At 63.3% G+C, this 13775-nt stretch carries 14 protein-coding genes; 2 read left to right on the plus strand and 12 right to left on the minus strand.

Going from position 1 to position 13775, the window contains the following annotated elements:
• Positions 1–3 precede the first annotated feature (3 nt).
• Positions 4–2964, plus strand: coding sequence for a preprotein translocase subunit SecA (secA, locus tag AC5E6W_RS00405; RefSeq protein ID WP_491750325.1), 2961 nt, complete (start codon positions 4–6; stop codon positions 2962–2964).
• A gap of 157 nt (positions 2965–3121) precedes the next feature.
• Positions 3122–3880 (plus strand): succinate dehydrogenase iron-sulfur subunit, encoded by a 759-nt coding sequence (gene sdhB / locus AC5E6W_RS00410; RefSeq protein WP_491750272.1) that lies wholly within the window; start codon positions 3122–3124, stop codon positions 3878–3880.
• 35 nt (positions 3881–3915) lie between these two features.
• Here the strand turns inward: sdhB and AC5E6W_RS00415 are convergent, their stop codons facing one another.
• From AC5E6W_RS00415 to AC5E6W_RS00470, 12 genes are all read right to left on the minus strand, one after another.
• Positions 3916–4542 carry an HD domain-containing protein gene (locus tag AC5E6W_RS00415; protein ID WP_491750273.1) on the minus strand — a complete coding sequence of 209 codons (627 nt, stop codon included), beginning with the start codon at positions 4540–4542 and terminating at the stop codon, positions 3916–3918.
• Complete coding sequence (locus AC5E6W_RS00420; RefSeq protein ID WP_491750274.1) at positions 4539–4874, minus strand: hypothetical protein; 336 nt, start codon at positions 4872–4874, stop codon at positions 4539–4541. The genes AC5E6W_RS00415 and AC5E6W_RS00420 overlap by 4 nt, the downstream gene beginning before the upstream one ends.
• Entirely contained in the window at positions 4874–5935 is a 1062-nt protein-coding gene (locus AC5E6W_RS00425) for an agmatine deiminase family protein (RefSeq protein WP_491750275.1), read from the minus strand. The genes AC5E6W_RS00420 and AC5E6W_RS00425 overlap by 1 nt, the downstream gene beginning before the upstream one ends.
• Positions 5936–6028: 93 nt before the next feature.
• Complete coding sequence (locus AC5E6W_RS00430) at positions 6029–7459, minus strand: oligogalacturonate lyase family protein (RefSeq protein ID WP_491750276.1); 1431 nt, start codon at positions 7457–7459, stop codon at positions 6029–6031.
• Between the two features lie 196 nt (positions 7460–7655).
• Positions 7656–8156 (minus strand): DUF3455 domain-containing protein, encoded by a 501-nt coding sequence (locus tag AC5E6W_RS00435; protein WP_491750277.1) that lies wholly within the window; start codon positions 8154–8156, stop codon positions 7656–7658.
• 10 nt (positions 8157–8166) lie between these two features.
• Positions 8167–9090, minus strand: coding sequence for a carbon-nitrogen hydrolase (locus AC5E6W_RS00440; protein ID WP_491750278.1), 924 nt, complete (start codon positions 9088–9090; stop codon positions 8167–8169).
• A 98-nt stretch (positions 9091–9188) separates the two neighbouring features.
• A complete protein-coding gene (locus AC5E6W_RS00445) occupies positions 9189–9743 on the minus strand; it encodes a pyruvoyl-dependent arginine decarboxylase (RefSeq protein WP_491750279.1) in 555 nt (184 codons plus the stop codon).
• Between the two features lie 117 nt (positions 9744–9860).
• Positions 9861–10376, minus strand: a complete 516-nt coding sequence (locus AC5E6W_RS00450) for a DinB family protein (protein WP_491750280.1) — start codon at positions 10374–10376, stop codon at positions 9861–9863.
• A gap of 103 nt (positions 10377–10479) precedes the next feature.
• Entirely contained in the window at positions 10480–11487 is a 1008-nt protein-coding gene (locus AC5E6W_RS00455) for a glycine betaine ABC transporter substrate-binding protein (RefSeq protein WP_491750281.1), read from the minus strand.
• Positions 11484–12113, minus strand: a complete 630-nt coding sequence (locus AC5E6W_RS00460) for an ABC transporter permease (protein WP_491750282.1) — start codon at positions 12111–12113, stop codon at positions 11484–11486. The genes AC5E6W_RS00455 and AC5E6W_RS00460 overlap by 4 nt, the downstream gene beginning before the upstream one ends.
• Positions 12110–12865 (minus strand): ATP-binding cassette domain-containing protein, encoded by a 756-nt coding sequence (locus AC5E6W_RS00465; protein ID WP_491750283.1) that lies wholly within the window; start codon positions 12863–12865, stop codon positions 12110–12112. The genes AC5E6W_RS00460 and AC5E6W_RS00465 overlap by 4 nt, the downstream gene beginning before the upstream one ends.
• Before the next feature lie 27 nt (positions 12866–12892).
• Positions 12893–13711 carry an AAA family ATPase gene (locus tag AC5E6W_RS00470; protein WP_491750284.1) on the minus strand — a complete coding sequence of 273 codons (819 nt, stop codon included), beginning with the start codon at positions 13709–13711 and terminating at the stop codon, positions 12893–12895.
• Positions 13712–13775: the final 64 nt, after the last annotated feature.

Genomic DNA, 13775 nt, shown 5'->3' on the forward strand with positions numbered 1-13775 from the left:
GGCCTGAAGGCTCTCACCGATGAGCAGCTTACTGCCAAGACCGTTGAGTTTCGCGCACGTATCGCCAAGGCGCTCGAAGGCCTGACCGACGAGGAGCAGATCGTTGCCACCGAGAAGGCCGTGCTGGATGACCTGCTGCCCGAGGCTTTCGCCGTAGTACGCGAAGCGGGCCGCCGTGTTGTTGGCATGCGCCACTTTGATGTGCAGATGATCGGCGGTATGGTGCTGCACTCCGGCAAGATTGCCGAGATGAAGACCGGTGAAGGCAAAACGCTCGTCGCCACGCTTCCCTGCTATCTAAACGCACTCGCGGGGCATGGTGTTCACGTCGTCACGGTGAACGATTATCTTGCCAAGCGCGACGCCGAATGGATGGGCAAGATCTACGGCTTCCTCGGACTGAGCGTTGGCGTGATCGTGCATGATCTCTCAGACCAGCAGCGACGCGACGCTTATGCCTCCGACATCACCTACGGCACGAACAACGAGTTCGGCTTCGACTACCTGCGCGACAACATGAAGTTCGACCTCAAGGACATGGTGCAGCGCGAGCACTACTACTGCATCGTCGACGAAGTCGACTCCATCCTCATCGACGAGGCCCGCACCCCGCTCATCATCTCCGGCCCCACCGACCGCACCACCGACAAGTACGGCATCGCCGACGCGCTCATCCCCAAGCTCGAAGAGGGTGAGCTGATTGAGGACTTCGACTCGCAGTCCAAGGTCTGGACCGGCGACTACGTCATCGACGAGAAGGCCCGCGCCATCACCGTCACCGACGATGGCTGGCTGAAGATCGAGAAGCTGCTCGGCATCGGCAACATCGCCGACCCCGAAAACTGGGACATGAAGCACCACGTCGAGACCGCGATCAAGGCTCACAACCTCTACAAGCGCGACGTGGAGTACGTGGTCAAGGACGGCGAAGTCATCATCGTCGACACCTTCACCGGCCGCCTGATGCCCGGCCGTCGCTGGTCGGACGGGTTACATCAGGCCGTCGAAGCCAAAGAAGGTGTCGAGGTCCGCAAGGAAGACCAGACCCTCGCCACCATCACCTTCCAGAACTACTTCCGCCTCTACAAGAAGCTCTCCGGCATGACCGGCACCGCCGAGACCGAGGCCGCTGAGTTCGAGAAGATCTACAAGCTCGAGATCGTCGTCATCCCCACCAATCGCGCCATGCTGCGCATCGAGAACCCCGACGTCGTCTACCGCACCGCGCAGGAAAAGTACTTCGCCGTCGCCGAAGAGATTGATCGCCTCCACGCCGCCAAGCAGCCGGTACTCGTCGGTACCACCTCCATCGAAAAGTCCGAACTGCTCTCCGACATCCTCCGCCGCAAGGGCGTCCGCCACGTCGTGCTGAACGCCAAGTTCCACGAGAAGGAAGCCGAGATCGTCGCGCAGGCCGGCCGCCTCGGCATGGTCACCATCGCCACCAACATGGCCGGCCGCGGTACGGACATCCTGCTCGGCGGCAACGCCGAGTTCATGGCCCGCCAGGACCTCGTCAAGCGCAATCTCGCTCGTGTCGTCTCTCCGGCCGAAGGCGCCATCCATCCCGTCGCCGCCGCCGGCTTCACCCGCTTCTACTACCAGGGCCAGGAGTTCGAAGTCCCCGAGCAGCTCTGGGCCGACACCTTCGCCGCACACGCCGGCGCCACCAAGTCCGAGCGCGACGAGGTCGTCACCGTCGGCGGCCTCCACATCCTCGGCACCGAGCGCCACGAGTCCCGCCGCGTCGACAACCAGCTCCGTGGCCGCGCCGGCCGCCAGGGCGATCCCGGTTCCTCGCGCTTCTTCCTCTCGCTCGAAGACGATCTCATGCGCATCTTCGCGCGCGAGTGGATCTCCACCCTCCTCCAACGCCTCGGCATGGAAGAAGGCGTGCCCATCGAGAGCAAGATGATCTCGAACCGCATCGAGAAGGCGCAGGAGCAGGTCGAAGGCCAGAACTTCGAAGCCCGCAAGCACGTCCTGGAGTACGACGACGTGATGAACAAGCAGCGCGAGGCCGTCTACAGCCTCCGCCGCCAGCTGCTCGAAGGCGTCGAACAGCGCGAGCTCATCGTCGACGACTACACCGCGACCATCCTCTCCACCGTCCTCGATCAAACCATCCCGGTCAAGGCGCACCCCGAGCAGTGGGATCTCGAGAAGCTCTGGGAGCAGGTCTACGAGGTCTTCGGCGCCAGGCTCAACGAGGGCCCGAACGCCATCAACGCCGATTCCCTCACCCGCCACGATCTCGGCGAGACCATCTTCGAGCACCTCGGCGAGCGCTACAAGGTCAAGGAGCAGATCCTCGGCGAGGCCCAGATGCGCTACCACGAGCGCGTCGTCATGCTCAGCGTCCTCGACGGCCTGTGGAAGGAGCATCTCCTCAACATGGACCACCTCAAGGAAGGCATCGGCCTGCGCGGCTACGCGCAGCAGGACCCGCTGGTCGCCTACAAAAAGGAGTCCTTCGAGATGTTCGAGGCCATGATGCTCGCCTTCCAGGAGCAGACCGCCCGCCACCTCTACCGCATGCAGATCCTTGCTCCGGATGGCACGCCGATCGAGACGCCCGAGCAGCTCGCCCTGCTGCAGTCGTCGCATCAGCAACGGCTGGCCCAGACGCCACCACCGCCGCAGATGCCTCAACCTGCCGAGACCCACTGGCAGCCGCAGCAGCGCATCCCTACCTCCACCCACGAAGTCGCAGGCGGCTTCCCCCGCCAGCCGCAGCAGGCCCCGCCCGTACAGGGCGGCCCTGCCCCGCAGACCACGATCGACAAGCTGGAGCGCGAGTTCGAGCTGCGCAAGCAGCGTGAGCTCGAAGCCGCCCGCCAGGCCGGTGGCTCCGCCAACGGCGCCAGCGCACCCCAGCGCGCGGGCAAGGAGATCGGTCGCAACGACCTCTGCTTCTGTGGCTCCGGCAAGAAGTTCAAGAAGTGCCACGGAGCGACCGCATAGCTCCGAAAGTCTCCGGAAGCCCAGGGCCGCCTGATCCGTTCAGGCGGCCTTCATCCTTTTTGGTAAGGCTTCGGTCGGTAATGGAACAACTGGCCCGCTAACCGGGCCAGCAATTCAGCTGCCGCGCTATCATAGCCTTGCCGAAAAAGGAGCCCGCATGCCTCCCAGCACCATCAAGGTTGAGATCAAGCGTCAAGCCGCACCGGACCAGCCGGCCCACACCGAGCGCTTCGAGATCCCCTATCGCCCGAACATGAACATCACCTCGCTGCTCGGCGAGATCGCGCTCAATCCCGTCGACGTCAGCGGCAAAGAGACCACGCCGATCACCTATGACTCGAACTGCCTCGAGGAGATCTGCGGGTCCTGCGCGATGCTCATCAACGGCAAGGCCATGATGGCCTGCTCCGCGCTCGTCGACAAGCTCATGGGCTCCAACGGCACCATCACCCTCGCCCCACTCTCCAAGTTCCCAGTCGTCCGCGACCTCTCCGTCGATCGTTCCGTCCTCTTCGAGAACCTCAAGGCCGTCAAAGCCTGGGTCCCCGTCGACGGCACCTACGACCTCGGCCCCGGCGCCAAGCAGGCCCCGCAGATCCAGGAAGAGCGCTACCCGCTCTCCAACTGCATCTCCTGCTGCTGCTGCATGGAGGTGTGCCCGCAGTTCAATGAGTCCACCGGCTTCGTCGGCGCCGCCACCATCGCGCAGGCCAAGCTCTTCAACCTCGACCCCGCCGGTTCCGTGCTCAAGGAAGATCGCCTTCGTGCTCTCGCAGGCGACGGCGGCATCCAGGAGTGCGGCTTCGCCCAGAACTGCGTCGTAGCCTGCCCCAAGGGCCTTCCCCTTACCGAGGCCATCAGCGACATGGGCCGCGACGTCTTCGTCCAGAAGGTGAAAGATTTCCTTTCGCGGTAAGATTTCGCAGATACAGCATCAACGCAACGAGCACCTCAGCCGAGGTGCTCCTTTGCTTCTGCGCTCAAGGATTCGAGGAAGGTCTCCATCGCCGCAATCCGCGGCTTCGCCAGCTCCCGGGCAGCGTCCAGATGAATCATCCCTGGAAGCGTCTCCAGCGCTCTCTGCAAACTAGCCCGCGCGTCCTCAAACGTGTGGAAGCGCGTATCGCTTCCCACCTTCGTTACCGTCCGCAGAATCCCGATCGCTCCCAGCTGCTCGAGGATGTCCGCATCCCGAAGCACCGTAGCCTCCAACGACTGCGGCTCATCCTTTGGAAGGTGCTGCCCGATACACGCCACGACCGCCGCAATCTTCTCTGCGGGGAAGCCGATACGCTCCAGCACCTGTGGCGCCTGCTCGCAGGCATACCGCACGTTGTCCCACTTCGCGAGCGCCGCTGGATCCTCCGGCCGATGCCCGACGAACACGCCTAGATCATGCAGATAGACCGCGGCAAAAACCACATCGTCCTGGTATTCCCGCCCAGCCAGCGAGGCCGCAATCTGCTGCGTCAGCGCATACAGCCGCGGCTGATGACCGAACTTATGCTCCGGTTTCGCCTGCTCGCGAAGATACGCAATCAGCCGCTCACGCCAGTCCGTACTCGCGACGAGGCTCACGCGCCCCGCACCTGCGGCGTCGCATCCGGCCCGAAGAACCGCTCAATCGTCACCGCCAGCTCCTTCAGCTTCGGCTCACGAACCGCCAGCTCCGCATCGCTCAGCGAAAAGCTCTTTCGCCACACCTCCAGCAACACCGGAAGAATCTGCGCCCCCGTCAGGTGCTCCGTCTCGCGCGGAGACAGCGCCGCGAACAGCTCTTCTTCCTCCGGCTCGTACTCATCCTCCGGAGCTCCCTCAGCGAGGTGTCCTTCAATATCAGCCTCGCGGACGAGCTGCTGGATGGACTCGAGATCAGGAGGCGGCGGCCATTTCGCTGCAGAAGATCCCATCAGGCAGGCTCCTGCTGGGTCATGCAGTGCAGTGCACCCAGTCCCCAGATGAAGTCCGTGCAATGAATGCCTGTCACCACGCGATCAGGGAAGCACTCCGCAATCGTGTTCAGCGCAAGGCGGTCATTCGGATCGTTGAACGTCGGCACCAGCACCAGCCCATTCGCGATATAGAAGTTCGCATAGCTCGCCGGCAAACGCTGCTGCTCGAAGATCACCGGAGCGGGCATCGGCAGTGTCTTCACCACGAACGGCTTTCCCTCGAGATTGCGCGCCTCATGCAGCCGCTCCAGGTTCTCCGCCAGCGGCAGGTGGTTCTCGTCGGCAGTGTTGCTTTCAACCGCCGTGAGAATCGTGTTCTCCCCAACAAACCGCGTGATGTCATCCACGTGCCCATGCGTGTCATCGCCTGCGCAGCCGCGGTTCAGCCATACGACCCTCTCAATGCCCAGGTACTCGCCGAACGCAGCCTCAAGCTGCTCCTTGCTCACGCCAGGATTGCGTTGCTGCACCTCGCTCAGCAGACACTCTTCCGTGGTCAGCAGGATACCCGCGCCGTTCGTGTCGATCGACCCACCCTCCAGCACCAGCCGATGCTCCGAGCCATCGGCCAGCTTCACCTTCGGCTCGAACGCCTTCATCCCATAGAGCTTCTCCACATGGCTGGGGATCAGGTCATCATTGCGCCAGTTGTCATACTTGGCCCACGCGTTGAACTTCCAGTTCGTGAGCGCGACCTCGTTGCCGTTCTTTACAAAGATCGGCCCCGAATCCCGCAGCCACACGCGATCCGTGCGCCAGCAGTGGAAGTGCAGTCGCGCCAGGTTCGCTCCCTGCCGCCGCAGCATGTTCGTGGCGCGCTTCTCCGCGACCTCGTCATTGACGAGGATGTGCACATCCTCAACCCGCGACAAATGCCGCACGATCTCGCAGTACACCCACGGAATCGGCTGAAACTTGCCCGGCCAGTCTTCAGGATTGTGAGGCCACGCGATCCACGTGGCGGAGTGCGGCGCCCACTCGGCAGGCATGCGATAACGGGTTACATTCTGCTCAGACATTCCTTCTTATTCTCGCAGAGACCCGTAACGCGATGCAGCCGCATCGCGTTACGGGTTTGTGAGAAGAAGGACTGTCTAAGCGATCGAGGCCGCCTACTTTGCGATCGCTCCCGTATCTTTCGGCAGGCGCGGGTTGTACTTCGCCGCAAGGTCCGGCGTAGCGATCAGCTCGCCCGGCTTTACGTCCGTAGCCTTCGCCGTCTCCACCCCAATCACATATCCCGGCCCAAACATGTTGCTGGTAAAGATCACCAGCGACTTGTCCGGCGAGAACCGCACGTTCGGCTCCAGGTGATAGTCGTGCCACTTCATATTCACCAGGTGCTCCGCCGTGAAATACCCCGGCTGGAAGAAGTCCGGATCGTTCAGAGCGCCCGTCGTGTTCACCATGTGCGGATGGAAGAGTTCGATCCACTGGCCATCCGGAGCCTTCGCCACCTGCCCCACATCCCCGCCATCTCCGCAGAAAAGATCGAGGTCCTTCGTCAGGTTGAAGTGGATCGACCAGTCGTTGCGGTCCATGTGGAACGCCGTCCGCTTGCCCGTCGCCAGGTCATAGCCCGCAAGATAAAAGTCCTGTCCCTTGATCGGCTGCCAGTCGTACCAGATCGTCTTGCCGTCGAGACCCCAGAACTCGTGGCCCGCAATCTCCATCGCGATGCGTCGCTTGTGGATCAACGTGTTATGCGTTGCATCCGTGTGGATCATCCAGATCCGATCCACCTTCTGCCACGGCCCTTCGTGGCAGTACATCAGCAGCGTCGGGTCCGTGGGCGAGAACAGCAGGTGGTTCACCCAGTCCGTCGAGTGCAGCAGAGGATGCAGCTTCCCTGTCGTCAGCTCGATGGTGAACAGCGTCAGCGGAATGCGCGACGCCAGCCGCTGCTCCATCATCTGGCCCTTGTTCAGCGGCTGTACCAGCGGCCCGGCCTGCCCCGCGGGGTTGCGCCGCTGTGCGCCGTAGTCCTGCGAGGTATCCTGCGAGTCGTTGATCGTGCCGGCACCCAGCGTTTCATCGGCGTTGATGGTCGCGACACTCATGCCCTTCGGCAGATCGCACAGGCGGGTGATCTTCTTCGTGTACACGTCAGCCTTGTACAACGTCACCACCCGCGTCTGCGGATCGGCCTGCGAGTAGAACACCGAGTTCGTCACCCGGCCGGCGATGATCGCATGCACGCCTCCAAAGCGAAAGTCATAGCTCGGGTTCTCAGGCCGCGGAGGATTCGGCACAATCAGCCACGACTTATGCGTCGCAAGGTCGTAGCCATGGATGCCGTCCGGAGCCGTGTAGACCATCGTCTTCAGGTCCGGCGTGTAGGCATTCACGTTGAAGTAAAAACCCGACGACCCCGGCTCGTCGGTCAGCCGCCACACCCGGTGGCCGGTATCCTTATCCACCCAGGTCCGAGGCGGAACCTGGCCGCTGGGCGAGGGCTTCATCGGCGCCGGCGTCTGGGCAAAAGCAGCGGGAAGCAGCGCGAGTGCAAGCGTAGGAACGAGATTGCGGAGGTTGCGGTACATCGGTTGTCTCCTGCCGGTGGCACCCATCCGTCGACACTAGACCGACGCAGAACGATGCATTTTTCCGGCGATGGATTTATACAGGAGACGCCCATCGTTTGGAAATTGTTTCCCTAAAGAATCGTCAAGCCCGCGAAGACTCCCCCGCCGCTCCGAATCACGGCCCTCTGGACTGTACGCCAGACCCGGGCGTGGCCTATGGCGCCGCGCGATAGAACGTATACCGCGCCTGGTACGGCACGTTGATCTTCGTCCCCACCTGGCTGGCATCGCAGCCCGTTGCCGGCGCTTGCCCCGCCTGCGTCTCGGACCGCCGCACCCACGCCACATGGCTCAGCATGCCATCGCTTCCGGTCGAATGCACCTCGAGCAGCAGCCACGGAATCGCGTTCACATCCGGCGAGGCCTGCTTCGCCTTCACCGTACCCGTCAGCGCGCTGCCGTCGGCCCACGTCCAGCTCGGTCCCGCCGCATGCACGCCCACACGCTGTCGCGTCTGCGGATCGAACAGATCCGCCGCGGGCGATTGAAACACCCACTGCGGCTTCTCATCCTGAACCTGGCACGCATAGATCTGCACGCCGCTGCCGATGACCGTCGTCACCACGACCGCCCCGGCAGGAGCAGCCGTCGCATCCGCCGCCGGAGCGGCCTGCATCGGCAGGAGAGCCAACAGCAGAGAAAGCAAAATCCCCATAGACAGAATCCTAGTCGAGAAAGCGTTTCGTGATGCCCTCATACGCATCGATCCGACGGTCGCGGAGGAACGGCCAGTGCTGCCGCGTCACTTCTACTTCCTTCGAATCGAGCTCTGCGTACAGGATCTCTTCCTTGTCGTGCGACGCCTTCGCGATGATGCGCCCAAACGGATCGGCGATAAAGCTGCCGCCCCAGAACTGCAGGCCCGCACCCTCCGGTCCCTTCAGGTACTCGCCGTTCATCTCGACGTCTCCCTGCTCGTGGCCCACGCGGTTCACCGCGCACACCCACACGCCATTCGCGATCGCATGAGCCCGCTGGATCGTCTGCCACGCGTCATACTGCCGCTCGCCAAACTCTTCCTTCTCGCTCGGATGCCAGCCAATCGCCGTCGGGAAGAACAGCGTCTCCGCGCCACGCAGCGCCGTCAGCCGCGCTCCTTCCGGGTACCACTGGTCCCAGCACACCAGCGTGCCAATCGGCCCCGCCGACGTCCGTTGCGAGTCAAACCCCAGGTCGCCCGGCGTGAAGTAGAACTTCTCGTAGTACAGCGGATCGTCCGGGATATGCATCTTGCGGTAGATAGCCGTGATGTTGTCCGGCTTGTCGCTCGCATGGTCCAGAATGGCCGCGGTGTTGTGATACAGCCCCGCGGCGCGCCGCTCGAACAGGCTCGCCACGACCACCAGCTTGTACTCGCGCACCACCTCGGCCAGCGCCGCCGTCGAAGGCCCCGGAATCGACTCAGCCACGTCGAACAGCGCATGGTCCTCGCGCTGGCAGAAGTACTGCGCGCGGAACAGCTCCGGCAGGCAGATCAGCTTCGCTCCAGCCTGCGCAGCCTCGCGCACACGCGCCACCGCCTTGGCCAGGTTAGCGTCCACCGAAGGCTCGCACGACATCTGGATCAGAGCCACCTTTGTCTTTGCCATGAAATTCAATTTCCTTTCCTTAAAACAGATGCTTCACACACAGGAAAGGCGCTGCGGACAGCCAGCGCCTTTCACGAACTTTCATCTTCCAGCGCAGGCTACGCAGGATCGTCGAAGAGCATGATCGCCGCCGCGATCGTCGTCGTCCAGCGGCCATTCTTATCGCCCACCGCCGACTGCGTCACATTCGCCGTGCGCACAATCTTGTTCGAGATCCGGTAGATCTCCTTCTTCTCGTCCCAGCTCTTCTCGGCGTCGAACTCCACGTCGAGCGTCGTCGCCAGCATCTCGGCCGCAAGCTCCTCGGCGTAGTCGCCGGCCTGCTCTTCGCTCTCGCCAAAGCTGTGATGCTCGCTCAGGTAGCCGTACGTTTCTTTGTCCGTCGGGATCGCCACACCAATCGAACTCGCGACCAGCCGGTGCGCCTCCCGCGTCGCATTTTCCGCAACCACGGCAAACACCACCTCACCCGCGTTCAGGTACTTCACGCCTTCCTTGCGAGGAATCAGCTTGCAGTTCGGCGGAAAAATCGAAGACACGCGCACGAGGTTCTGTGCCGCAATTCCAGCGTCGCGAAGCGCGAGTTCGAAGGAGGTCAGACGCTCCTTGTGTTTCCCGACGCCCTTCGTGAAAAACAGGCGGTTCGGGACCATATTCTTGCCCAAGGCAAACCCCCAACTGCGAAGAAACAACAGCCTCGGCGTGGCGCGCGGAGAGCCTCCGAACGCCAACGCCCAGCAAAAAGTATCACACGTTGGCGGGCGCCAGGCCTAATCCCCGGAACGAGCTGCGAGCACCACCTTCGCCGTCGTCACCATCTGCCCCGAGTGCCGCTGCGTGTGATCCGCGCAATGCACCAGCAGCCCCGCAACCGTCGTCGGAAGCTGCTTGCGACCCACACCGCGAGCCTCCGCAAACTGCACCGGCGCAAACTCCCTCACGCGCACCGCTGCAGAAGCCAGTCCCACGACAAACTCCGCCCACACCTGCTCCGCGGTAGCAGCCTCGTCCATCTCCGTCTTCAGCGCGGCAAGCTGATGCTCATCCAGTTGACGGCCCTCCGCATACGTCAGCAGCCGGTCCAGCGAACGCACGATGTGCCGTAGATGAAACGCCACACTCGGCAATCCCGCTGGCCGCGCATGGATTTCAGCATCGCTAAGATCACCTGCCCAACGCGCCGCATCCTCTCGAGCCAGCTCCAGAGCATGCAGCACCGCCCGCAGCACAGGATCTACCCCAGTCAACGTTCCCCGCAACCATGGCTCAACGACCAGCTTCTCCATCTCTCCTCCACTGGCATCTGGAAAACCGGCATCTGGCAACTGAAAACTCGGAACCCCAGACTCACAACTCAATCATCCCTTGTTTCTTCTCCCCGCCGAATCTCTACAATCCATGCGAGCTCCGAAACGCTCGCACCACGTCCCCCACATCCCGATGCTTCACCTCGACCGCCAGGTTCATCGCGCGCATATCCTCGGCGCTGACCTTGCCTGCCAGCCGCTCCATCGCCACGCCAATCTGCGGCCAACGCGCGAGCGACTCCTCGCGCACCAGCGGCACCGCCTCGTACGGCGGAAAGTAGTGCCGATCGTCCTCCAGCACCACGAACCCCAGCCCCGCAATCGCCGCGTCCGTCGAGTTCCCCGCCACAATGTCCACCTGGTGCTCCGCCAGCGCGCGATACAGCAGCCCCAGCTCCATCGTCCGCGGAGCATCGCCGAACTTCAGCCCATACGCCGCACTCAGCCCCCGCAACCCATCCGGCCGCTCCGCAAACTCATAGCCCACACCGAGTCGCAACCCTCTAGATCTCAGATCAGATGTGTCATCTCGACCGGAGGCGGCGCCCTTTGCCGCCGCAGTGGAGAGACCTGCTTCTCCGCTCTGCAGCTTCGCTACATCCGAGATCCTCTTCAGCCCATACTTCCGAGCATCGTCCGCGCGCACCACCATCGCAAACGTGTCCTCGAACCCAAACCCCGGCCCCTCGCGAACCTTGTACCGCTGCTCATACAGCTGCGCTACGCGCTGATGCACACATTCCCCATCACAAGTCCCAGGCTTCGGCAGCGGCTGCTTCAGAATCGCCGTCAGCGCCGTCCCCGTGTACTCCGGATACGCATCGATCCGGTCCGCGACCAGCGCCTGCTGGCAAAGATAACTCCCCGCCAGCCAGAACCGCCGCTCCACAGTCCCGCTAGTCCCACCGCCCGACGCCTCAATCTCCTGCGCCAGCAGCTCGCCCAGCACCGCCTGCTCCGTAAAGTTCTTCGACCCAATCACAATGTGCGACGACCGCGGCGGCGCACACGCAGTCAGCAACACCAATGCCATCACCAACGCCATGCTGCTGACTCGCTGATTCGCTGACTCGCTAGCCAGCTCCTTCACCGCCGCACCACCATCCTCTTCTCGATCATCCCCAGCACACCATCCGCACAAAGCGCCAGCAGCGCCGCCGGCACCGCTCCCGCCAGCACCAGCCCATTATCCACGCTCGCCACGCCACGAAAGATCAGCTCCCCCAGTCCTCCCGCACCGATCGCCGCCGCAATGGTCGCCACGCCCACGCAGGTTACCGTCGCCGTCCGCAGCCCCGCGAGAATCACGCTCGCCGAGAGCGGCAGCTCCACCTTGAGCAGCCGCTGCGTCCCCGTCATCCCCAGCGCATTCGCCACGTCAATCAGCACCGGGTCGACGCCACGAATGCCCGCATAGGTATTCCGCAGAATCGGCAGCAACGCATACCCCGTTAGCGCCACAATGGCCAGTCGCGCCGCCCGCTCGCCCAACCACGGCACCGGCAACAATAGCCCAAACAGCGCCAACGAAGGAATCACCTGCAGCACGTTGGCAAAGCCCAGCACCGGTCGCGCCCAGCGCTCATGCCGCGTCAACCAGATGCCCAGCGGAATCGCAATCCCCGCAGCGCACAGCATCGCGATGCCCGTCAGCCACACGTGCTCGAACGTAAGCCGCGCAATCTGGCTGCCATACTCGTGCAGGAACCCGCTCATGCCAGCTCCTTCCGAGTCGTCGCAACCACGTAAGCCTGCATCCCTGCGTTTGGCGACGCCCGCACCTCGCTGGCGGCCATCTCCGCCACCACGCTTCCCTGCTCGAGCAGCACCACGCGATCCGCCAGGTACAGCGCCTCCTCCAGATCATGCGTGACCAGGATGGTTGTCACGCCCAACCGCTTCAGCAGCGGCCGAAGCATGCTCTGCATCTCGGCCCGCGTAATCGGATCCAGCGCCCCAAACGGCTCATCCATCAGCATTACGGAAGGCTCCGCCGCCAGCGCCCTTGCCAGTCCCACCCGCTGCCGTTGCCCACCGCTCAGCTGCCACGGATAGCGCGAGCCCATCGCCGCATCGAGCCCCACCAGCGCAAGCATCTCCGCGCACAGCGCCGCCGCCTCGCCCTTGTCCAGCCGCGAAAGTTCGAGCGCCATACCCACATTGCGCTCGATCGTCATGTGCGGAAACAGCCCCGTCTCCTGGATGACGTACCCAACCGCGCGCCGCAGCGCCACCGTCGCCGCCTCATCCATCGCACCTACGTCGCGCCCGCCCACCAGCACCCGGCCCGACGTCGGCCGCACCAGGCCATTCACCGTCCGCAGCAGCGTCGTCTTGCCCGACCCTGACCGGCCCAGCAGCGCCGTCGTCGTCCCGACTTCCACCCGCAGCGAAATCTCCCTCAAAATGCGAGAGCCGCCCGGGGCGGTGAAGCTCACAGTTGCGAACTCCACTTCCCGGGCGGCCATCGTTTTGACTCCGTAGCGTCCTGAGGACTAAACCTCGGGAGCCTCGCCTGGCTCATCGACGTTCGTCGCCTGCAGGTCCGGCTCGACCTTCACGGTCGGCCCCGCGCCCTTGACGCGCACCACCGTGATCTTGTCGAAGCCTTCCTTGAATACCGGCGGACGCAGGCGCTCCGCCATCTTCTGCATCACCTCGTCCGACACCTGGCGCTCGCGCTTCGCATTGCGCTCCAGGCACACGGCCAGCGGGACATCGAAGAACACGGCCTGAACCTCGTACCCGAAGCTCTTCGCCATCTTGATCCACTGGCGGCGTTCGTGCGGGCTCAGGTTGGTGGCATCCACGTAATTCCACGGCATCTTGGCGATCAACCGCGCACGCAGCAGGCTGCGCAGTGTGGAAAACACCAGCCCCTGGTACCGCTGGTCCGTGATGTCGTCAAAAAGAATGTTGCGCAGCATGTCGCTGGAAAGCGGTGTTACGCCGCGGCGCTTGTACCAGGTCGTCTTGCCGGAGCCCGGAAGCCCGATCGTCAGTACGACATAACCGCGCGGCGACTTCGCAGGAACCGGCTGAATGGCCGCCGGAGGCGTCCCCACCGATTCCGGCTGGGTCTCCAGCTCAATCTTCTTCTCGGGAGCGGGAGCTGCCTCTACAGGCGCAGCAATGGCCTCCACAGGAGCCGCTTCTACTGCAGCGGGGGTGCTTACCTCAGGTTCAGCCGGTACGGCTGTTGCGGGGGCCGGATACTCCGGTCGTAAAGGAGCCAGCTGATTCTGCGGGATCTCCTGGCCAATCTTGCCCGTGGACTCCGAATCATTCGGTCCACGCTTGGAACGTCTTCTCATGAGTGTGTCGCGCAACCAGTCGCGCATAACCTGCTTTGTAACACACGGCTTCTACCCGCCGCAA

This window comes from Bryocella sp. (assembly GCF_058498515.1).